This window comes from Micromonospora sp. DH13, from assembly GCF_020873825.1.
In the GTDB taxonomy this organism is placed as follows: Bacteria; Actinomycetota; Actinomycetes; order Mycobacteriales; family Micromonosporaceae; genus Micromonospora; species Micromonospora haikouensis.
Genome location: NZ_JAHWGR010000042.1, coordinates 30,108 through 51,686, shown reverse-complemented (window position 1 = coordinate 51,686; position 21,579 = coordinate 30,108). Strand labels below are relative to the sequence as shown.

General features: G+C 76.4%; 10 protein-coding genes. 2 read left to right on the top strand and 8 right to left on the bottom strand.

Annotated elements, in window-relative coordinates; translation table 11 throughout:
- Positions 1 to 40: 40 nt before the first annotated feature.
- The 7 genes from LPA42_RS29220 to LPA42_RS29190 all read right to left on the bottom strand — a co-directional run bounded on the left by LPA42_RS29220 (position 41) and on the right by LPA42_RS29190 (position 20,143).
- Positions 41 to 5,542: a type I polyketide synthase gene (locus LPA42_RS29220; protein WP_077939870.1), complete on the bottom strand. Its 5,502-nt coding sequence runs from the start codon at positions 5,540 to 5,542 to the stop codon at positions 41 to 43.
- An 11-nt stretch (positions 5,543 to 5,553) separates the two neighbouring features.
- Positions 5,554 to 9,108: a non-ribosomal peptide synthetase gene (locus LPA42_RS29215; RefSeq protein ID WP_077939857.1), complete on the bottom strand. Its 3,555-nt coding sequence runs from the start codon at positions 9,106 to 9,108 to the stop codon at positions 5,554 to 5,556.
- Entirely contained in the window at positions 9,105 to 11,429 is a 2,325-nt protein-coding gene (locus LPA42_RS29210) for a lantibiotic dehydratase (RefSeq protein ID WP_228987006.1), read from the bottom strand. Before LPA42_RS29210 ends, LPA42_RS29215 begins: the two co-directional genes overlap by 4 nt.
- On the bottom strand, positions 11,411 to 14,563 hold the full coding sequence (locus LPA42_RS29205) for a thioesterase domain-containing protein (RefSeq protein ID WP_077939856.1): 3,153 nt from the start codon (positions 14,561 to 14,563) through the stop codon (positions 11,411 to 11,413). Before LPA42_RS29205 ends, LPA42_RS29210 begins: the two co-directional genes overlap by 19 nt.
- Positions 14,560 to 18,291: an amino acid adenylation domain-containing protein gene (locus LPA42_RS29200; RefSeq protein WP_077939855.1), complete on the bottom strand. Its 3,732-nt coding sequence runs from the start codon at positions 18,289 to 18,291 to the stop codon at positions 14,560 to 14,562. Before LPA42_RS29200 ends, LPA42_RS29205 begins: the two co-directional genes overlap by 4 nt.
- Before the next feature lie 893 nt (positions 18,292 to 19,184).
- On the bottom strand, positions 19,185 to 19,385 hold the full coding sequence (locus LPA42_RS29195; RefSeq protein ID WP_077939854.1) for a DUF397 domain-containing protein: 201 nt from the start codon (positions 19,383 to 19,385) through the stop codon (positions 19,185 to 19,187).
- On the bottom strand, positions 19,376 to 20,143 hold the full coding sequence (locus LPA42_RS29190) for a DUF5753 domain-containing protein (protein ID WP_077939853.1): 768 nt from the start codon (positions 20,141 to 20,143) through the stop codon (positions 19,376 to 19,378). Before LPA42_RS29190 ends, LPA42_RS29195 begins: the two co-directional genes overlap by 10 nt.
- A 332-nt stretch (positions 20,144 to 20,475) precedes the next feature.
- Here LPA42_RS29190 and LPA42_RS29185 point away from each other — a divergent pair, with 332 nt between their 5' ends.
- Positions 20,476 to 20,760 carry a hypothetical protein gene (locus tag LPA42_RS29185; protein WP_228987005.1) on the top strand — a complete coding sequence of 95 codons (285 nt, stop codon included), beginning with the start codon at positions 20,476 to 20,478 and terminating at the stop codon, positions 20,758 to 20,760.
- A complete protein-coding gene (locus LPA42_RS29180; protein WP_074473215.1) occupies positions 20,760 to 21,014 on the top strand; it encodes a flavin reductase in 255 nt (84 codons plus the stop codon). The genes LPA42_RS29185 and LPA42_RS29180 overlap by 1 nt, the downstream gene beginning before the upstream one ends.
- Before the next feature lie 77 nt (positions 21,015 to 21,091).
- Here LPA42_RS29180 and LPA42_RS29175 read toward each other — a convergent pair whose 3' ends face one another.
- Positions 21,092 to 21,508 carry a GNAT family N-acetyltransferase gene (locus LPA42_RS29175; protein ID WP_077939852.1) on the bottom strand — a complete coding sequence of 139 codons (417 nt, stop codon included), beginning with the start codon at positions 21,506 to 21,508 and terminating at the stop codon, positions 21,092 to 21,094.
- Positions 21,509 to 21,579: the final 71 nt, after the last annotated feature.

Genomic DNA, 21,579 nt, shown 5'->3' with positions numbered 1-21,579 from the left:
GCTTGCTCGAAGCCACGAACCCTGGGTGCTTGCTTGGTGCTCACGCGCGGGGCAACCGCGGGATGCTCGTGGTCGGGGCCGGGGCCGGGGGCTCGTCGGCGGCGGACGCCTCGGCGCGCAGCTCCTCGATGCGCGCGGCGAGCCCGGCGACGGTGGGCGTCTCGAAGAGGCTGCGCATCGGCAGCCGCACCCCGGTCGCCTTGCGCATCGACGCGATGAGCTGCACCGCGACGAGGGAGTTGCCGCCGAGGGCGAAGAAGTCGTCGTCCACGCCGACGACCGGCACGCCGAGGCCGTCGCGCCACACCTGGGCGATGGTGGCCTCCAGCTCGGTGCGCGGCGCGGCCGACGCGCCGGCCTCCACGGTGGCGGCCGACACCGCCGGGTCGGCCTCCGACTCCAGGCTCCCGGTGGTGACCCGGGCGGCGCGGGCCCGGATGTCGGCCACCGACCGGGTGGTGATCACCACCTGGGCGCCGAGGCCGGCGGTGAGGCTGCGGCGGAACGCCTCCGCGCCGTCGACCGGGCGGATGTCCTCGCTGGGCGCACCCGCCGCGGGGCCGTCGGCGTCGGCGGGCGTGCCGTCGGCGGTGAGCCCGCCGGTGACCGCCGACGCGTCCACCCGGCGCAGCACGAAGTCGCTGATCGAGACCAGTTCCCGCCCGTCCGGGTCGATCAGGGTCAGGTCGGCGGAGACGACCTCGTCGGTGCCGCCGGCGCGGTGGCGCAGGTGGCTGTGGAACCGCGCGGGCAGCGGTCCGCGCACCACGATCCGCCCGTACGACAGCGGCAGGTAGGTGCCGGAGCCCTGGCCCCGGCCGAACGCGGTGGCCACGTCCAGCAGGGCCGGGTGCAGGCCCCACGCGCCCAGGTCGGCGGCGGCCTCGGCGGGCGCCTCCACCAGCGCCAGCTCCTCGCCGTCGGCGAGGTGGTGCGCGGTCAGCGACCGCCAGCGCGGCCCGAAGGTGAGCATGCTGGTGCGACCCCGGCCGAACGACGCGTCGTCGTCGACCCGGCGGGAGCGGGCGGCCACCGCCGCCACGTCGACCGCCGCCGGGGCGGGCTCGGTGGTCCAGCCGGCCGCGCCGCGCACGTGGGTGCGCAGCACCCCGGCGGCGAGGCTCTGCACCACGAACTCCGTGGCACCGTCCTCGGCGGCGGTGAGCGCCACCCGGTACGGGGCGATCGTGCCGTCGGGCACCGAGAACGGCTCCAGGAACACCACGTCGCGCAGCTCCACCGCCGCGTCGGGGCCGGGGGCCGCGACGGCGGCGGCCACGGCGGCGCGCACCGACTCCAGGTGGGCGGTGCCCGGCACCACCGGCACCCCGCCGATGCGGTGCTCGTCGAGCAGCCAGTGGGTCGCGGCGGAGACCAGCCCGTGCAGCACCGTGCCCTCCGGGCCGGTCACCCGCGTGGTGAGTACCGGGTGGTCGACCGTGGCGGTGACGGTGTCCCGGGTCACCGCCCGGAACCCGGCCGGCGCGGTGCTCTCCGCCGCCATGCCGACCTCGGCCCAGCCGCCCCAGTTCTGCGACACCACCGGCGCGGCCCAGCCGGCGCCGGCGCGGGCGTGCGCGTCGAGGAAGTTGTTGGCCGCGCAGTAGTCGACCTGGCCGAAGCCGCCGATCACGGCGGTGATCGAGGAGCAGAGCACCACGAAGTCCAGCGGCAGGTCGCCGAAGACCTGGGCCAAGGCGAGGGTGCCGGCGAGCTTCGGGGCGAGCACCCGGTCGGCCTCGGCGCGGTCCTTCACCTCGGCCATGCCGCCGCCGGGCAGGCCGGCGGCGTGCACGATCCCGTCGATCCCGCCGAACTCGGCCTCGGCGGCGGCCCGCACCCGGCGCAGGTCGGCCGGGTCGGTGACATCGGCGGCGAGGACCAGCACCGACGCGCCGGCGGCCTCCATCCGGCGGATCGCGGCGATGGCCCGGCCCGCCCGGTCGTCCGCGCCGTGCACGGCGAGGTGGTCGTCCCACCGCTCGCGCGGCGGCAGGCCCGAGCGGGCCAGCAGCACCAGCTTCGCCTTCGCGCGGGCGGCGAAGTCCTCGGCGAGGGTGATGCCGATGCCGCCGAGGCCGCCGGTGATGACGTACCGGCCGCCGTCGCGCAGCACGCCCGGCTCGGCCTCGGCGTCGACCGTCACCTGCTCGTAGCCGGTGACCCAGCGGCGGGACCCGCGCAGCGCCACCTCCGGGTGCGCCGGGTCGACCGGGCGGCGCAGCTCGGCGACCAGCGCGTCCGCGTCGGGCGCGGCGGGGTCGGCGTCGAGCAGCCGCACCGTCAGGCCGGGCAGCTCGACCGGCAGGACCCGGGCCAGGCCGGCGAGGGTGGCGTGCTCGGGGCGGGTCAGGTCCGCGCCGGTCACGTCGCCGATGCCGGCGGTCACCAGGTCCAGGGCCAGCGGGCGCTCGTCGCCGGTGCGGCCGGCCCCGGCGAGGGCCTGCACCAGGTGCAGGACGCTGAAGAAGCCCCGGTCCTGGGCGGCGAGGGTGGCGGCGATGTCGGTGCCGGTGGGCTCGCCGTCGAGGGCGAGGGCGTGCACCAGCCGCGCCGGCAGGTCGTCGCCGAGGGCGGCGACCAGCGCGTCGAAGTCCTCCCGCGCGGCGGGGCGCAGCGTGAAGCCGCCGTCGACGGCGGCGAACGCGTCGCCGGGGCGTACCACGAGGGTGTCGGCGCCCGCGGCGCGCAGGCCGGCGACGAGCGCCGCGCCGCGCGGGCCGTCGGCCAGCACCAGGCACCGGCCGGGCGGCGCGGTGGCCGGCGCGGGCGCGGCCTGCCGCCACACCGGCACGGCGAACCACTCCGGCAGCGGCCGGGGGCCCGTCTCGGCCGGCGCGGCGGCGACCGCCTCCACCGGGTCCGGGTCGACCCAGTAGCGGCGGCGCTCGAACGGGTACGTCGGCAGCGGCACCCGCCGCGCCGCCGGGTCGGAGCCGGTGCGCACGGGCAGGCCGGCGCACCACAGCGCCCCGGCGGTGGCCAGCAGCGTCGCCAGGTCGCCGGTCGGCTCCCCCGGGCCCGGGAGGCTGCCCAGCGGCACCAGGGCCCGCTGCTGCGCCGAGCCCTTGGCGACCTGCATCCGGGCCAGGTTGGCCAGCTGCCGGCCGGGGCCGCACTCCACCAGGGCCCAGGTGCCCTCGGCGAGTAGGGCGGCCACCGCGTCGCCGAAGCGCACCGGCTGGCGCAGGTGCGCCGCCCAGTACGCCGGGTCGGTGGCCTGCGCGTCGGTGATCCAGGTGCCGCAGACGTTCGACACGAACGGGATGCGCGGCGCGCGCAGCGCCACGGTGGCCATCAGCGCGGTGAACTCGGCGAGGATCGGCTCCATCATCGGCGAGTGGAACGCGTGCGAGGTGCGCAGCGCCTTGCTCTTGACCTTGCGGGTGGCCTTCAGCGTCTCGGCGAACGCGGCCACCGCGTCGGCCTCGCCGGCCACCACGCAGGTGCCCGGCCCGTTGACCGTGGCGATCGACACGCCTTCGGGCAGCAGCCCGGCGACCACCGACTCGTCCAGCGGCACGGCCAGCATCGACCCGGCCGGCAGGGACTGCATGAGCCGGCCCCGGGCGGCCACCACCTTCAGCGCGTCGGGCAGGTCGAGCACCCCGGCGACGGTCGCGGCGACGTACTCGCCGATGGAGTGCCCGACCATCGCCGCCGGCCGCACGCCGAAGCGCTGCCAGGTGACGGCCAGGGCGTATTCCACGACGAACAGGGCGGGCTGGGTGTAGCGGGTCTGCGCCAGCAGCTCGGCCGCCTCCGGGTGCCGGTCGAGGATCAGGTCCCGGATGTCGAGGCCCAGCTCGGCGCGGAGCAGCTCGGCGCACTCGTCGACCACGGAGGCGTAGGCGGGCTCCTCGGCGTAGAGCTGCGCGCCCATGCCGGCGAACTGGGAACCCTGGCCGGAGAAGAGGAAACCCACCTTCGGGGCGGGCCCGTCGGTCACCCCGCGCGTCGCGCGCCGGGGGTTGCGCAGCGCGGCGACCGCGTCGGGCAGGTCGGTGGCGGCCACGGCGAGGCGGTGGGCGTACTGCTGGCGGCCCACCCGCAGGGTGTGCGCGACGTCGGCGAGGTGCGCGGCCCCGCCGTCGGGGTTGCCGGCGAGGTGCTCGGCGAGCCGGTCCACGGCGGCGTCCAGGGCGGTGGCGGTCTTCGCCGAGACGTGCAGCAGCTGCGCCGGGCGCACCCGCCGGTCGCCCGGGTGCGCCGCCGGCGCCTCTTCCAGCACCACGTGCGCGTTGGTGCCGCCGATGCCGAAGGAGCTGACCCCGGCGCGGCGCGGCGCGCCGTCGGTGTCCCACTTGGTGAGGGTGTTCGCCACGTAGAACGGGGTGTCGGCGAACTCGATCGCCGGGTTGGGGGTCTCGTAGTTGATCGTCGGCGGGATCAGGCCGTGCTCCATCGCCAGCACCGTCTTGATCACGCTGACGATGCCGGAGGGCTGGCTGAGGTGGCCGATGTTGGACTTCACCGAGCCGATCCCGCACCAGCCCCGGTCGTCGGTGTCCTTCGTGTAGACCGCCGACAGGGCGGCCACCTCGATCGGGTCGCCCATCGCGGTGCCGGTGCCGTGCGCCTCGACGTAGCTGATGGTGCGCGGGTCGATCCCGGCCATCCCGACGGCCTGGGCGACGGCCTCCATCTGCCCGTCCACGCTGGGCGCGGTGAAGCCGACCTTGCCCGCCCCGTCGTTGTTGATGGCGTTGCCGAGCACCACGGCCCGGATGTGGTCGCCGTCGGCGATCGCGTCGGAGAGCCGCTTGAGCAGCGTCACCCCCACGCCGCTGCCCCACACGGTGCCGTTCGCGGCGGCGTCGAACGGCCGGCACCGCCCGTCGGGCGAGGTGAAGCCGTCCATGCCGAGGTAGCCGGCCTGCGGCAGCTCGATGTTGACGCCGCCGGCCAGGGCCATGTCGCACTCGCCGTTGCGCAGCGCCTCGCACGCCAGGTGGAACGCGACCAGCGAGGTGGAGCAGGCGGTGTGCACGGTCAGGCTCGGCCCCCGCAGGTCCAGCCGGTACGACACGTTCGTCGCCACGTAGTTCGGCGAGTTGCTGGTGGCGATGGAGACGGCGCTGTGCGGGTTGCCGCCGACCTTCTTGTTGCGCAGCACGTTGCGGTTGAGGTACGACGCCGCGCCGGTGCCCGCGTACACGCCGACGGCCCCGTCGTAGCGGGCCGGGTCGTAGCCGGCGTCCTGCAGGGCCGTGTAGCAGGTCTCCAGGAACAGCCGGTGCTGCGGGTCGGTGACCTCGGCCTCCCGGGCGGTCATCCCGAACAGGCCGGCGTCGAACTCGTCGTAGCCGTCGACGAGGGGGGCGCGGCTGACCCAGCCCGGGTCGTCGACCTCCTCGGGCGGCACGCCCCGGGCGATCTGCTCCTCGCGGGTCAGCTCGGTCACCGACTCCACGCCGTCGACCAGGTTGCGCCAGAACTCGTGCACGTCGGCTGCGCCGGGCAGCCGGGCGGCCAACCCGACGATCGCGATCGGCTCGATGCCGTCGTCGGCGGGGTGGTCGGTGTCGATCGCGTTGTCCATCAGGTCGTCCTTCATGCGGTGCCGCCGGGGCGGCGGGGAGGGATACGTCGGGCGCGGCTGCGGCGGGCGGCGGCCCGCAGCGCGGCGCGGGCCAGCTCCGGCCGGTCGGCCGCGCCGTCGAGGTGCGCGGCGAGGGCCCGGACGGTGGGGTGGCGGAACAGGTCGAGCATCGCGATCGACCGGCCGGTGGCGGCGGTCAGCCGGGCGTGCACGGCGGCCAGGGCGAGCGAGTGCCCGCCGATGTCGAAGAAGTTGTCGGTCACGCCGACGCGGTCGCGGCCGAGGACCTCCCGCCAGATGCCGGCGACCAGCTCCTCGGTGTCGGTGAGCGCGTCGGGCCCCGCCGGCAGCGCCACCGGCCGGGCGGGCTCGGCGGACGCGGCGACGGTCATCGCGCCGAGCCCGGCGGTGCGCACCGTCGGGCGGGGCAGCTCGGCGGCCACCTCCCCGGCCGGGGACCGCGGCGCGGCGGCCAGCGCGCCGACGAGGGCGGCCAGGTCGGCCAGCATCGCCGCGACGCGGTCGGCGTCGAACAGGTCGGGGTTGAACACCACCTCGACGCCGAGCCGCCCCGGCCCGTCCGCCCCGTTCGTTCCGGCAGGCGCGCGCTCCACCACGTAGACGGTGAGGTCGAACGGGGAGCCCGGCTTGGGCACCGGCACCGGCTCAGCCGCCAGCCCGGCCAGCCCGAGCCGGGGCTCGGCGAAGTTGAGCACGTTGAACAGCACCTGCACCAGCGGCGCGCGGGAGGTGTCCCGGCCCACGCCGAGGGCCTCCACGATCCGCTCCAGCGGCGCGCCGGGGTGGGCGGTGGCGTCGTGCAGCTCGGCGGCGCACCGGTCGACCAGCTCGGCGAAGCTCGCCCCGGCCGTGCGGACCCGCACCGGGACGGTGTCGATGAAGAACCCGACGACGTCGTCGAACGCGGCCAGCCGCCGGTCGGCGACGATCGCGCCGACGACGTGGTCGTCGCCGCCGGTGAGCCGGCTCAGCAGCTCGCCGAACCCGGCCAGCAGCACCGCCGCCACGGTCGTCGAGCGCCGCTCGGCCAGCGTCCGCACCGCCCGGTCGGCCTCGGCGGAGAACGTGACGGCGGCCTCCACCCCGGCGTACGTCTGCACCGCGGGGCGGGGGCGGTCGCGGGGCAGCTCCAGCACCGTCGGCGCGCCGGCCAGGTGCGCGGACCACCAGGCGAGGTCGTCGGCGCCCCGGCGGCGGTCCCGCTCGGCCCGCCACACGGCGTAGTCGGCGTACCGGGCCGCCGGGGCGGGCAGCGCCGGGTCGTCGCCGGCCACCGCGCGGGCGTACGCGGCGGCGAGGTCGGCGTAGAACACCGCCTCGGACCAGCCGTCGAACACGGCGTGGTGCCAGGTGACGGCGAGCACGTGCTCGGCCGGGCCGAGCCGGTAGACGGTCACCTGCCAGGGCGGGCCGGTGGCCAGGTCGAACGCGTGGGCCGCCCCGTCGGCGAGCATCCGGGCCAGCTCCGCGGCGGGATCGCCGCCGCCGGTCAGGTCCACCACGGGCACCGCCACGTCGGTGGGTTCCGCGCAGACCGCGTACGGCACCCCGGCGGTCTGCGGGATGCGCCAGCGCAGCACGTCGTGCCGTTCGGCCACCGCCCGCAGGGCCGCGCCGAGGGCCGGCACGTCCAGCTCGCCGCGCAGCCGGTGGGCCACCGCGATGTTGTAGGGCGCGCTGCTGGGCGCGAGCTGGTCGACGAACCACAGCCGCCGCTGCGGCGGGGACAGCGTCGGCGGGTTTCCGGTGGTCAGCCCGTCGGCGGCGGCGGGGGCGGCGGCGGTGATCCGCTGCACCAGGCCGGCGAGGGTGCGGCCGGCGAACACGTCCCGGGTGTCCACGGCGCGGCCCAGCTCGGCGCGCAGCGCCGCGACCAGCCGCATCGCGGCGATGGAGTTGCCGCCGGCGGCGAGGAAGTCGGTGTCGGGGCCGGGGGCCGCGCCGAGCAGCCGCGCCCACACCCCGGCCACCGCCCGGGTCACCGGGTCGGCGTCGGCCGGCCCGTCGGCGTCGGCGGCCCCGGGCGCGGGGCGGGCGGCGGCAGCCAGGGCCCGCAGCGCCGGCCGGTCCAGCTTCCCCGTGGTCGGGCTGACCGGCAGCTCCGCCAGGCGCAGCACCCGGGCGGGGCGCATCGCGGCGGTCAGCCTCGGCTCGGCGTACGCGCGCACCGCCGCGTCGTCGGGGGCGTCGGCGGGGGTGAGGAACGCGACCAGCTCGGCCCCGGCGGGGGCGTCGACGGCCTCCGCCACGACCCGGTCGACGCCGGGCAGCCCGGCGAGGACGGCCTCGACCTCGCCCAGCTCGATGCGCTGCCCCCGGATCTTCACCTGCCGGTCGGCGCGGCCGAGATAGACGATCCGCCCGTCGGGGGCCTGGGTGACCAGGTCGCCGGTGCGGTACAGCCGCTCGCCGGGCAGGCCGGAGAACGGGTCGGGCACGAACCGGTCGGCGGTCAGGCCGGGCCGGTTGAGGTAGCCGTCGGCCAGGCCGGGGCCGCCGATCAGCAGCTCGCCGGTCTCGCCGGGCGGCACGGGGCGCAGGTCGGCGTCGACGACGTACGCCCGGTGGTTGGGCAGCGGCCGGCCGATCGGCACGGGGTCGGTCTCGGCGGCGGTCAGCTCGGCGGTGACGGCCAGCACGGTGGTCTCGGTGGGGCCGTAGCCGTTGACGAAGCGCCGGCCGGGGGCCCAGCGGGCGGCCAGCTCGGCGGGCACGGCCTCGCCGCCGCAGAGCACGGTGCGCCAGCCGGGCAGCTCTGCCGGGTCCAGCATGGACAGCACGGTCGGGGTGATGAAGCCCCAGTTGACCTCGTGGGCGGCGACGAACCGGGCCAGCCGCGCCGGGTCGGACCGGTCGTCGGCCCCGATGAGCTGCACCGTGCCGCCGAGCAGCAGCGGCACGAACAGGTCCATGGTGGCGGCGTCGAAGCCGAGGGAGGCGATGCCGAGGCTGCGCACCGACGCGTCGGCACCGGTCAGGGCCGCGCAGCCGGTGACGAACTCGACGACGTTGCGGTGGGTGGTGAGCACGCCCTTGGGCCGGCCGGTGGAGCCGGAGGTGAACAGCACGTACGCGGGGTCGCCGGGCCGGGCCGGGCAGGGGGCCAGCGGCGCGGGGCCGGGCAGCCCGAGCGCCGTCACGCCGGAAACGTCCCCGAACTCGGCCTCGGCGGCGTCGCCGACGACGACGCGCACCCCGGCGTCGGCGGCGATCTCCCGCAGCCGGCGGCGGGGGCCGCCGGGCTCCAGCGGCACGTAGCACGCGCCGGCGAGCAGCACGCCGAGGACGGTGACCACCAGGTCCGGGCGACGGTGCCCGCACACCCCGACCCGGCTGTGCCGGCCCACGCCGCGCTCGCGCAGCGCGGCGGCCACCCCGGCGGCCCGGCCGACCAGCTCCCGGTAGGTGAGCCGCTCGTCCCACTGGCGCACCGCCACCGCGCCCGGGGTCCGCGCGGCCTGCGCGGCGACCAGCTCGGCCAGCGTCGCGTCGGGCCACGGCAGCGGCTCGCCGTGCGCGGCGCTGATGGACAGGATGTCGGTCACCCGTGTTCCCCCCGGTAGGTGGCTGGATCGGTGATCTGCAGGCGCAGCTCGCTGACGTAGCCGCGCCCGGCGGCGTCGGTCACCCAGGCGTCGGCGGGGGCCGGCAGCAGCTCGCTGACGGTGAGCGTGACGGCCGGGTCGGTCCGGGCGGCGGCGTCGGCCATGGCGCACAGGGACTGGGCGTACAGCGGGCCGGTGAGGTCGACGTAGCAGGGCTTGACCTCGGTGCCGACCTTCACGAAGACCCGCTCGGGCAGGCCGAGGCGGGCCCGCCAACGGCGCACCGCGAGGAAGCGCGCGGACTCCCCGGTGGCCCCGGCCAGGCCGCTGTCGGCGACGGTGGTGCGCCAGGTGCGCCGGGCCACCACCAGCCGGTCGATGGTGATCCGTGGCGTCGTCGGCGCGGGGGCGAGCAGCTTGAAGCTGTCCAGCAGCAGCGCGCCGAGGAGGTTGGCGAACACCTCGACCAGCGGCCAGCGGGTCCCGTCGGGCAGCACCGCGACGAGCCGGCCGGCGACGGACTCGACCCGGACGGCGCTCGCGGCGACGAGGTCGGTGACGTCCGCGCCCCGGGCCGTGTCGATGCCGACCTGCCGGTCGGCCGGGCCCCGCAGGTGCCAGGTGGTGCGGGTGGTCTGCCGGGGGAACCCGGCCGGCGGCAGCAGCCGCAGCCGGGCCGGCCCCAGGTCGGCGTCCACGGCGGCGCGCAGCGCGGCCGGGTCGGGGTGGAACGGGGCGAACACGGCGCTGTCGAACGGCGTGGTCGCCGGGTGCAGCTCGCCCAGGACAAGCTGGAACTCGCCCCGGTTGAGCGCGTCGACGCCGGCCGCGGCGACCTGCACGTCGGGGCTGTGCACGCGGGCGGTGGGCCAGCCCGGCGCGGTGGCGGGGAACAGCGCCTCGGCCCGCCCGGCCAGGTCGGCGCTGCGCAGTCGCAGCTCCGGCTGGTCGGCGGCGACGTCGGCGAGCCCGAACAGCTCCGCCCAGCGGGCGGTGAACCCGGCGCTGGCGACGGCGACGGGGCCGTCCGGGGCGAGGATGAGCCCCTGCGCGAGGGACCACATGTCGGCCAGCCGCACCGGCCCGTCGGCGGCCAGCTCGGCGTGCAGCTCGCCGAGGACCCGCTCGCAGGCCGCGCCGATCTCGGCGGTGAGCCAGCGGGCGGCCCGCAGCACGATCGCCAGGGGGGCGGCGAGGGCGTCGAGGACGGCCGACCCGACGGCGACCTCCAGGTCCCGCGTCGTCTCCTCGTAGACGACGGTGCGGCCCGTGTACATCTGCCCGCCGTGCCGGGTCGCCGACTCCCCGGTGGCGGCGGTGAACGCGGCGTTGAGGGCGGCGAGGGCGGCGGCGAGCCGGTCCGGGTCGCCGGCGGCGGCGGCCACGGCGTCGCGGGCGGCGGTGAGCCGGTCGAGGCCGGTGGTCAGGTCGGCGCGCAGCTCGGGGTCGCCGACGGCGGCGATCCGCGCCGCGAGCACCCGCACCGCCTGCGGGTTGTTGGGCAGGCCGGCGTCCCAGGTCAGCAGGCCCCGCTCGACGAGCCGGTCGAGCAGCAGGTAGCCGTCGTCGGCGCGGCGCAGGCCGGCGTCGCCGTCTTCGCACAGCCGCGCCACGATCTCCCGGGCCGGGGTGCGGCCGTCGCAGCCGGCGAGCAGCCGGGCCTCCACGGCGGTCAGCTCCACCGCCAGGGCCAGCGGCGGGCACAACCGGCGGCCGTCGAGCCGCAGGTGGGGCGGGAGCACCGGGGCCCACCAGCGGCGCACCGCAAGGTCGGCGGCGAGCCGGTCGGCGTACGCGGCGAGCGCCCACGCCTCCAGGTGCACCTCGCGGCGGCCGACCAGCCCGGTGCCCGGGGCGAGCCGGGTGTGCGGGCTGTCCGGGTCGAGGGTGCCCCAGCAGACCGGCCCGAAGAAGCCGATGGTCTCGGCCTTGCCGCAGTAGCGCTGCCAGTAGCGCAGCACCGCGATCTCCCGCTTGCGGCGGGGCTTGTTGCGCACGGCCGGGTCGGTGCGCAGCAGCCCGTCGAGGGCGACGAGCATCTCCGGGTTCTGCCAGGTGACCGCCTCGCGCACGGCCGGGTCGGCGCAGATCCCGGCGAGCACGTCGGAGGAGCGGGCCAGGGCGGCGGCCAGCTCCTTGTCGTACCCGTCGGTGGTGACCTCGCCGGCCAGCAGGGCGTCGGCCGCCGCGGCGGCCTCGGGCGCGGCGAGCAGGTCGAGGCCGGCGGCGGGGAACCCGGCGGTACGCAGCAGCACGTCCCGCCACACCGACCAGCCGGTGTCGCCCAGTGGCAGCAGGTGGCTCACTCCGCGGCCCGCCACTGGTCGTCGACGATGTGCAGCCGCAGCTCGCTGAAGTAGCGGCGGCCGGCGGCGTCGGGCACCCACGCGTCGTCGGGTGTCGGCAGCATCTCGCTGACCGTCAGCGACACGGCGTCGCCGCCGTCAGTGCGGGCTGCCCGCACCATCGCGGCGAACATGGCGGCGTACGCGGGGCTGGACAGGTCCACGAAGCAGGGCTTGGTCTCGGTGCCGAGCTTGACGTAGACCCGCTCGGGCAGGCCGAGGTCGCGCCGCCAGCGGCGCACGGCGAGGAACCGGTCCCGCTCGGTGGTGACGTCGGCCAGGCCGCTCTCGGCCACCGTGGTACGCCACGTCTGCCGGGCCACCACCAGCCGGTCCAGGGTGATCCGGGGCGTGTACGGAGCGGCGGCGACCAGCTTGAACCCGTCCACGGCGTGGGCGCTGAGCAGCCCGGCGAACACCTCGGTCAGCGGCCAGCGCGCCCCGTCGCGGGCGGTGACGACGAGCCGGCCGTCCTCGTCGGTGACGGTGAGGTCGACGGTGGGCAGCACCCGGTCGGGGTCGACGCCGGGGGCGGGCAGAAACGCGAGCTGCCGGTCGGTGGGGCCGGTCAGCGCCTCGGCGGTGCGGCTGGTGCGCCGGGGCCAGTCGGCGGGGAACAGCAGCCGGATCCGGTGCTCGCCGAGGTCGGCGGCGAGCGCCGCGCGCAGCCGCGCCACGTCCGGGTGCGACGGGGTGAACACCTGGCAGTCGAACGACGGCCAGGCGGCGTGCAGCTCGCCGAGCACGACGGTGTAGTCGCCCCGGGCGAGGGCGTCGGCGTCGGCGGCGCAGAGCTGCAGGTCGGGGCTGTGCAGCCGGCCGCTGGTCCAGTCGCTGGGGCGGTCGGGGAACACCTGCGCGACCCGGTCGACCAGGTCGGCCACCGCCAGCCGCACCTCGGTCGCGCCGTCGGGCAGGTCGGCGAGGCCGAACAGTCCCGCCCAGCGGGCGGCGAACTCGGCGGCGACGGCGTCGACGGGCCGCTCGCCGGTGCCCCAGAACAGGCCCTGCACGAGGAACCACAGGTCGGCCAGGGACACGGGGGCGTCGCCGGTGTCGGCGCGCAGCTCCTCGTACAGCTCACGGAACGTCGCCCCGTACGCCTGCTCCAGCTCGCCGGCCAGCCACCGGGCGGCCCGCAGCAGCACGGCGAGCGGGGCGGCGAGGTCGGCCAGCAGCGGCGCGCCGAAGCTCACGTCGAGGTCGCGGGCGGTGTCCTCGTAGCAGAGGGTGCGCCCGGCGTACATCTGGCCGGCGCGGCGGCGGGCCGGCTGGCCGGTCAGCTCGGTGAACGTGGCGTCGAGCCGGTCGAGGGCGGCGCGCAGCCGGTCGGGGTCGCCGGCGGCGTCGGCCACCTCGTCGCGGGCGGCGCGCAGCCGGTCGAGGCCGGCGCGGGCCGCGAGCCGGGCCGGCTCGTCGCCGATGGCGTCGATGCGGGCGGCCAGGGCCGCCTCGGCGTCGGGGGCGACGGGCAGGTTGGCGTCCCAGGTGATCAGTTCCCGCTCGACGAGGCGGTCGAGCAGGGCGTACCCGTCGTCGGGGCGGCGCAGCCCGATCGCCGGGTCGGCGACCAGGTCGCGGGCGCTGCGGTGGCCGTCGGCGGCGGCGAGCAGGGCCGCCTCGACGGGGGTGAGGGTGACCGGCGGGCGGCCGGGGCGCAGCACCGACCGGTCGCGCAGGCTCAGGTGCGGCTGGAGCAGCGGCGGCCACCACTGCCGCACGGCCAGGTCCGCCCCGACGGTGTCGGCGTACGCGGACAGCGCCCACGACTCGAACCACACCCAGCGCCGCCGGGTCAGGGCCGGCCCGGGGCGCACCCGGGCGGTGTCGGCCTGCCCGGGGTCGAGGGTGACCCAGCAGCTCGGGCCGAAGAAGCCGACGGTCTCGTTCTTGCCGCAGTAGCGCTGCCAGTACTTCAGCAGGGCCCGCTCGCGGTCGCGGCGGCGCACGTTGCGGGGCGCGTCGGCGCCGGCGCGGGCCAGCCCGTCGAGGGCGAGCAGGGCGTTGCGGTTCTGCCAGGTGACGGCCTCGCGCAGCAGCGGGTCGGCGGCCAGCTCGTTGAGCCGGCCGGCGGCGGCGGTGAGCGCCTCGGCGAACTCCTTGTCGAACCGTTCCGCGCCCTCGCCGGTGGCGAGGAGGTCGTCGGCCGCGGCGGCGGCCTGCGGCGCGGAGAGCGCGGTGAGCCCGTCGGCGGGAAACCCGGTGGTACGCAGGATGGCGTCGCGCCACACCGACCAGCCGGTGTCGCCCAGCGGCACCCGGTGCGCGCCGGCCGCGTCGGCCCCGTCCCCCGTCGGGTCGATCGCCGTCTGCTCCGCCGGGCCGTCCGGGGCCGGCACGGTCCCGTGTGCGCCGGCGACCCGGACGGCGGCGGCGCCCCGCAGGGCGTCGGTGAGGTCGGCGCGGATCGCGGCGACCAGCTCGGGCAGGCGGTCCTGCAGGAAGAAGTGCCCGCCGTCGATCTCGTGCAGGGTGAACCCGGCGGCGGTGTGCCGCTCCCAGGCGGCGCTCTGCGCGTGGCTGACGGCCCGGTCGGCCCGGCCGGAGAACGCGACGACCGGCACCGGCAGCGGCTCGCCCGGGACGTACCGGTAGCTGTCGACCCGGCTGAAGTCGGCGCGCAGCAGCGGCAGCAGCAGCTCCACCAGCTCGGGGTGGGCCAGCACCTCCGGCGGCAGCCCGCCGCCGTCGCCGAGGCGGCGCAGCAGCTCCTCGTCGTCCACCGTGGACAGCCCGTCGAACAGGCTCGCGTCGTCGACGTGCGGGGCGCGGGCCCCGCCGACGTAGAGCCGCAGCGGCAGCGGCCCGCCGGTGCGGCGCAGCTCGCGGACCACCTCGAAGCCGACCCGCCCGCCCATCGAGTGGCCGTAGATCGCGTACGGGCGGTCGGCCCGGCCGGCGATCGCGGCGGCGACGTCGGCGACGGTGAAGTTCGGGTCCTCGCTGATCCGGTTCTCCCGCCCGGGCAGCTGCACCGGCAGCACCTCGACGTCCGCGCCGAAGGCCCGCTGCCACTCGCGGAACGCGCTGGCCCCGGCCCCGGCGTAGGGCAGGCAGAACAACCGCACCGGCGCCTGGGGTCGGCTTCCGGCGGAGACGAACCAGTTCACCGCGCACCTTTCTGAGGGGGGTCGATCCAGTGCCGCTGACGTTGGAAGGGGTACGTGGGCAGCCCGGTGCGCCGCACGCCGCCCTCGGGGTGCAGGGCCGCCCAGTCGACGTCGCGGCCGGCGACCCAGTCGAGGGCCAGCTCCCGCAGCGCGCCGTCCGGGCCGGCGACCCGGGCATCGGCGGCGGGCAGCTCCTCCGGGCCGGCGGCGGCGGGCATCTCGTCCAGGCCGACGGAGTCGAGCAGCTCGTTCAGGCCGGCGAGGGCGGCGGCGAGGTCGGTGGCGACGACCGCCGCCCGGCAGCCGAACTCCCTGCGGCCCAGCGCGAGCGTGGCGGCGACCTCGGCCAGCGCCGGGGACGCCCCGGACAGGTGCTGCCGCAGCCGGCGCAACGCCGCCCGCAACGCCACGGGGGTACGCGCCGACACCGGCAGCAGGTGCGCGACCGCGTCGGGGGCGTCGGCATCCTCCCCCGCGGCGGCTTCCGGGGCGGCGGCGTCCCCGACGTCGAGCGGCTCGACCGGGGGCGGCTGCTCGACGACCACGTGGGCGTTGGTGCCGCCGAGCCCGAACGAGCTGACCCCGGCGACCCGGCGGGCGACCTGCGGCCAGTCCCGGGCCTTCGTCGGCACGTAGAACGGGCCGCCGGCCAGGTCGATCTCGGGGTGCGGGCGGGTGAAGTGCAGGTTCGGCGGGATGACCCCGTGCTGGACGGCGAGCACCGCCTTGATCAGACCGGCGATGCCGGCGGCGGCGTCGAGGTGGCCGATGTTGGTCTTCACCGAGCCGAGCGCGCAGCTCTCGGCGGGCGCGGCGCCCCCGTACACCTCGTGCAGGGCGGCGACCTCCAGGGCGTCGCCGAGCGGGGTGCCGCTGCCGTGCGCCTCGATGAGGCGTACCTCGCCGGGGGCGACCTCGGCGGCGGCGAGCGCGCCGGCCACGGCGGCGGCCTGCCCCGACGGGCCGGGGACGGCGAAGCCGGCGCGGTCCGCGCCGTCGTTGGTGACCGCCCAGCCGGGCAGCACCGCGTAGATCCGGTCCCCGTCGGCCTGCGCGTCGGCTAGCCGGCGCAGCGCGACGACCCCGACGCCGGAACCGAAGCCGGAACCGTTGGCGGACTCGTCGAAGGCGCGGCACCGCCCGTCCGGGGACGCCATGCCGCCGGGGGCGTGCCGGTAGCGGGGCCAGGTCACGTTGACGCCGCCGGCCAGGGCGATGTCGCACTGGTAGTCGGCGAGGCTCTGGGCGGCGACGCAGACCGCGACCAGCGAGCTGGAGCAGGCGCTCTGCACGGCCAGCGCCGGCCCGGTCAGCCCGAGGCGGTAGGCGACCTGGCCGGGCAGGTGGTCGGTGAACTGCCGGCCGACCAGCCGGGCCTCCCAGTCGTCGGGGTCGACGTCGCCGACCACCGCCGGGTTGTCCAGGAGGTGGAACAGGAAGTACCGGTTGGCGGAGGTGGCGGCGTAGACGCCGACCAGGCCGGGGAACCGGGACGGGTCGTGCCCGGCGTCCTCCAGGGCCTCCCACGCCGTCTCCAGGAACAGCCGGTGCTGCGGGTCGGTGCGGGCGGCCTCCTGCGCGCCGAAGGCGAAGAAGTCGGCGTCGAAGTCGGCCACGTCGTCGAGCCGGCCGGCGGCCCGCACGTGCCGGGGGTCGGCGAGCAGCCGGGGGCCGATGCCCAGCGCGGCCAACTCCTCGTCGGTGTGGTCGTGGATGGCGTCGACGCCGGCGCAGAGGTTCCACCAGAAGGTGGCGGGGTCGGGCGCGCCGGGGAAGCGGCCGGCGAGCCCGACGACGACGATCTCGTCGCCGGTGTACTCGCGGGCGGCCGTGGCGGGCGCGGCCGGCGTCGGCCCGACGGGCGCGTGGCCGGGCGCGGCCGGCACGTCGACCAGGCGGGCCTGCGCCTCGATCGTCGGGTTCTCGAACAGCCGCAGCAGGGGCAGCCGCACCCCGAACCGGGCGGCGAGCCGCTGCTGGACGACGCCGAGCAGCAGCGACTGGCCGCCGACGTCGAAGAAGCCGGCGGTGCGGGCGACCGTCTCGCGGCCCAGCACCGCGCACCAGATGTCGTGCACGGCCCGCTCGGTGGCGGTGGCCGGCTCCTGGTCGGCCGCCTCGCTGCCGGTGGTGGCTTCGGCGACCGGGTCGGGCAGCGCCCGCTCGTCGACCTTGCCGGTGACGGTGAGCGGGAACTCGTCGACCACGACGACGGCCCGGGGCAGGGCGTAGTCCGGCAGCCGCCGGGCGAGGGCGGCGCGCAGGGCCGCCGGGTCGAGGCCCCCGCCGGCCGGTCGGGCGTACGCGAGCAGCTCGCCGCCACGGGCGATCGCCCGGACCGCGCCGACGCCCGGCTCGGCGGCGAGCACGGCCTCGATCTCGGTCAGCTCGACGCGGAAGCCCCGCACCTTGACCTGCCGGTCGAGCCGGCCGAGGCAGACGAGGTCGCCGCCGGGCAGCCGCGCCCCGAGGTCCCCGGTCCGGTACGACCACACCCCGTCGGCGTCGCGACTGAACCGGTCGTCGGTGCGGTCGAGGTAGCCGGGCGCGACGTGCCGCCCCCGCACGACAATCTCCCCGGTAGCGTCGTCCTGAGCTGCATCGGTGGTTTCAGCGGTGGTGGTTTCGGCGGTCCCGGCAGGGGCCAGGTGCAGCTCGTAGCCGGGCAGCGCGGTGCCGATCGGCAGCGGGCCGGTGGCCGCCGAGTCGGCGTCGGCCAGCGGCAGCGCGTACCGGGCGGCGAACGTCATCTCCGTCGCGCCGTACCCGTTGACCAGCACGCAGCCCGGGGCGAACCGGTCCCGGCCCCGGGCGACGTCGGCGTGGGTGGCCTGCTCGCCGCCGAGCAGCACCGCCCGGACGCTGTCCAGCCGCCGGTCGCCGAGGGCGTCGAGCAGGAACCGGTAGACGGTCGGGGTGGAGTGGTAGACGGTGACCCGGTGCTTCTCGAGCTGTTCGACGGCGTGGGCCAGCCCGTGCCGGCGCAGGTCGACGGGGACGACGGCGGCGCCGGTGAGCAGCGCCGGGTACAGGTCGGGGATGGCCGCGTCGAAGCTGAACGAGGCGAGCAGGCTGAGCCGGTCGTCGGGGCCGACGCCGAGGGTGGCGATCTGGTTGTCGACGACGTGGGCGAGGTTGCGGTGGGTCTGCCCGACGGCCTTTGGCAGCCCGGTCGAGCCGGAGGTGAACAGCACGTACGCGAGGGCGTCGGGGTCGACCGGCACGGGGCGCAGCGGCGCGGGGGTGACCGCGTCGGTGGTCAGCACGACGCTGGCCGACACGGCGGTGCCGGGCAGGTCGGCCGGTTCCCGGTGGTCGGGGCCGGGCTGGCGCTCCGCGCCGGGCAGGTCGGCCGGTTCCCGGTGGTCTGCGGCGAGCCGGTCGGCGAGGTCCCGGTGCTCGGGGGCGGCCAGGACGGCGCGCACCCGCGCGGCGGCGAGCATGTGGCGCAGCCGGTCGGCGGGGAAGCCCGGGTCCAGCGGCACGTACGCGGCCCCGGCGGCGAGCGTGCCGAGGATCGCGGCGACGGTGGGCGCGCCGTGCGGGATCAGCAGGGCGACCCGGTCGCCGGGGCCGACCCCGGCGGCGGCGAGCAGCGCGGCGTGACCGCCCGCCGAGGCGGCGAGGGCCGCGTAGCTGACCGGCTGGCCGTCGCCGAGCAGGGCCGGCCGGTCGGCGAAGATGGCCGAACGGTCAGCGAAACGATGGACGACGTTGTATATTTCCATGTCAGTGGGCGCGGGTCGTCGCCACGCCGACGGGCGCGCAGCATCCAAGCATCGTGATCACGATCCCCCCCAGGACTTCACAATGGATGCAGCATAGGACTCGATGCCTGGGCGGCAAGATCATCGATCAGAGTCGGACCGAACAGCCGACGGACGCGACCCGGGACGGCCGGCAAGATTCACCCGATCATCCCCCTAGCGCGCACATGAGTTTCGGCCTAGAGGTATACCGGCAAGTAATCTTGCGGCCAAAGCGCCTGGTGACCGGCGTTTTTCCTATGTGGGCGATCCTTAACGGCAGCTCAGGAAGGGCGGCACCGGGCGGGCCGGACCCCGACCATCGTACGCCGAAACGGGGCCCCGACGGACCCCGCCGCGCCCCGCGTCGGCCGCCCCGCACCCGCTTCCCACGCCCTGCGCGTCAGCCAGATCGCGCACGTTCGCTCGCCAGCCAGCCCGCCGACTCCCGCCCGCCGACTCCCGCCCGTCGGCCCCTGCCCACCGACCCTGCCCGTCGGGGCACCAAGGAGACCTTCGCCCGGGACCCTGGCCGCCTCCGCGACACGACACGCCGACGCGATTCCACCGCAACCGGCCACCGAACGCTCGCCCCACGCCACCAGACGACCCGCGCCACCCGGGCGAGCCACATGCGGCGAGCCCGACCGGGCCGGGGCTCACGCGATCACTCGTCCGCCCCACCCCGCCACAAACACGAGGCACCTGAACGAGATCGACAGATCTTGGTACGAAACGGCCCCCAGAGGGGCCGAAACCTACCAAGATCTGCCAACGCCCATCGCCAGCGGCGTCGCCTTAACGGTGGTGAGCACGTTCTGGTCGACCCTCAGGTCACGTCGTGGTGGACTCGCGCACGGTCCGGGGCGGCTTGGTCAGCCGACGGGGCCGATCCGCTTGGCGAGACTCACGAACCCGGCCCAGGCGGCAGGCGCGAAGGCCAGCGTCCCGCCGTCGCGGTCCTTCGTGTCCCGGACGAGAACGACACCAGGCAGGTTGCCGGCGACCTCGACACACGATCCACCGTTGTTGCCGCTCCTGGTGCTCTTACGCCACCTCGCCTGGCTCATGTCCATGATGCCGCCGCTTCCCTGATGAGGTCGAGTGACTGCGTCCGGGAGAGAGCTTCGCCGCGAATGCGCTCCCACCGCCGGACCAGCGTAGCAACGTCCGAAGCCTGATTGATGATCTGCGCGTGCGCCTGACTGTCGACATGCGCGACCTGTTCACCATCGGGCAGTTCGGCAAGGATGATCGGGCCACCCAGTCCCGGGTACATGCCGGCGGTGGCCGGCACGATGTAGACCTGCACCGAGGGGCGTTGCGCACACTCGGCCAGGTGTTCGCACTGCTCACGCATGAGGTTCCGGTCACCGTAGGCCGACCGCCGCAGGACCGCTTCGTCGATGATCGCGATGAACAGGGGTGGACAATCCCGCTCCAGGATCACCTGCCGCCCGATGCGTGCCTTGACCAACTGGGTAACGGTCTCTGCGGACAACGGCTCGCCGGCCAGCGTTGCCCGCGCGTATGCCTCGGTCTGAAGCAGACCCGGGATCCACGCCAACTCGAACCACCGCAACGTGAGGGTGTCACGCTCCCAGTCGACCCATTCGCGCAGCCACGTCGGGCCTCGACGCTTGAGGGCATCAGGCCACAGCTCCAAGACTTCCCGCCCGAGAATGGCAGCAACCTTGGCTCGGTGACGAGACTGCGGGACATGTCCGGGGTTTGCCCACCTCCCGGCGGTCTTCGGGTCAACGTTGACCCGAGCTGCAAGGGCTTCAGCAGTCAGCCCTGCGGCCGCCATGGCCTCGACAAAGGCATGGTTCATCCGGATTCCCCTCTGGATTATCCCGTGCACCTACAACCCATACTGCTACGCGGTGTGTTTGTCTCACAACCCTCAGCAAGCTGGTGTCGGGGCGGCGCGGGTCGGTCGACAGACGTCTCGACCCGTGTTCGCCGAGGGGCCGTCCCGGTCCTTCCGCACCAGTCGGGCGGGCGGCCCCCTCTCCACTGCTCCACTGCTCCACTGCCGACACGCACCGAGGGAGAGCCATGCCCCACCGACGAGCACGTGACCGGGCGACCAGCCTCGCGCACGGCGACACCGATGCGTCCGCGTACCCCGATCGGGCACCGGCGGAGAGACGGAGGCCGCTGGTGAGGCCCGCGCCCGCGCTGGAGCGGCACTGCGCGGCCGGGCCCACCTGGCGGTGCGAGGCCGACGGCGAGCCGTTCCCCTGCGCCGCGTGGCGCGGCCTGCCGCTGGACGATCACCTGCGCGGCGTACTGCTGGCGAGTTTCACGCTCTTCCTGCGCCCGGCGATCCGCGACCTGCGGGGCCGGCCGGAGGGCCCGACGCCGCCGCAGATCGTGCGGCGGTTCCTGTGGTTCCTGCCGATGACCGACGAGGAGGCGCGGGCGACCGCGCTGCGGTACCGCTGATGTCGGGCGGCCCGCACCTGCCGATGCGCCCCGTCTGGCGGTGTCGTCGCTGCGGGGCACCGTGGCCGTGCGGTCCGGCGCGGCTGTCGCTGCTCGTCGAGTACCGGGGCGACCGCACCGCCCTGCTGTTCTACCTGGCGCTGCTCATGCAGGAGGCGACGGCGCACCTGACGGCGCTGAACCCGGCGAGCCCGCCCGGCGACCTCACCAACCGCTTCCTGTCCTGGGTACGCGCGCCGCGACCGCCCTCCTGATCCCCCCGTCCCGGGCCGGTCCACTCCCCCGGCACCGGCCCGGGACGGGCCCCGCGCCGGGTGAGCCGGGCGGGCGGTCAGCGCGGGGCGGGCGGCATCGGCTTGGTGCACAGCACGTCGGGCATCGGCAGGTAGCCGAGCGCCTGCCAGAACCGCAGCCCTGCCGCGTTGTCCGGCATGACCAGCAGGTTCACCCTCGGGCAGCCCAGCGACGCGAAGCGCCGCTCCAGTTCGGCCACCAGCCGGCTGGCGATGCCCCGACGCCGGTGAGCGGGGTGGACGGCGAGCCGGAGGATCCAGCCGCGCCGCCCGTCGTAGGTGCCCAGCACCACGGCCACCACGTCGCCGTGCGCCTCGCCGACGAGGAACAGCTCGGGGTCCCGGGTGAGCTTGGCGGCCAGCTCGGCCCGGGGCACGACGTCGCGGCCGGCCGCGGTCCACACCGCCGCGACGGCGTCGTAGTCGCTCCACCGGAACTGCCGGATGCGCAGCACGGTCTGTGTCCTCTCCCCGGTCGTTGTCAGTGGATAACGAAGTCGACGGCAGCCAGCGCCGGTGGGAGCAT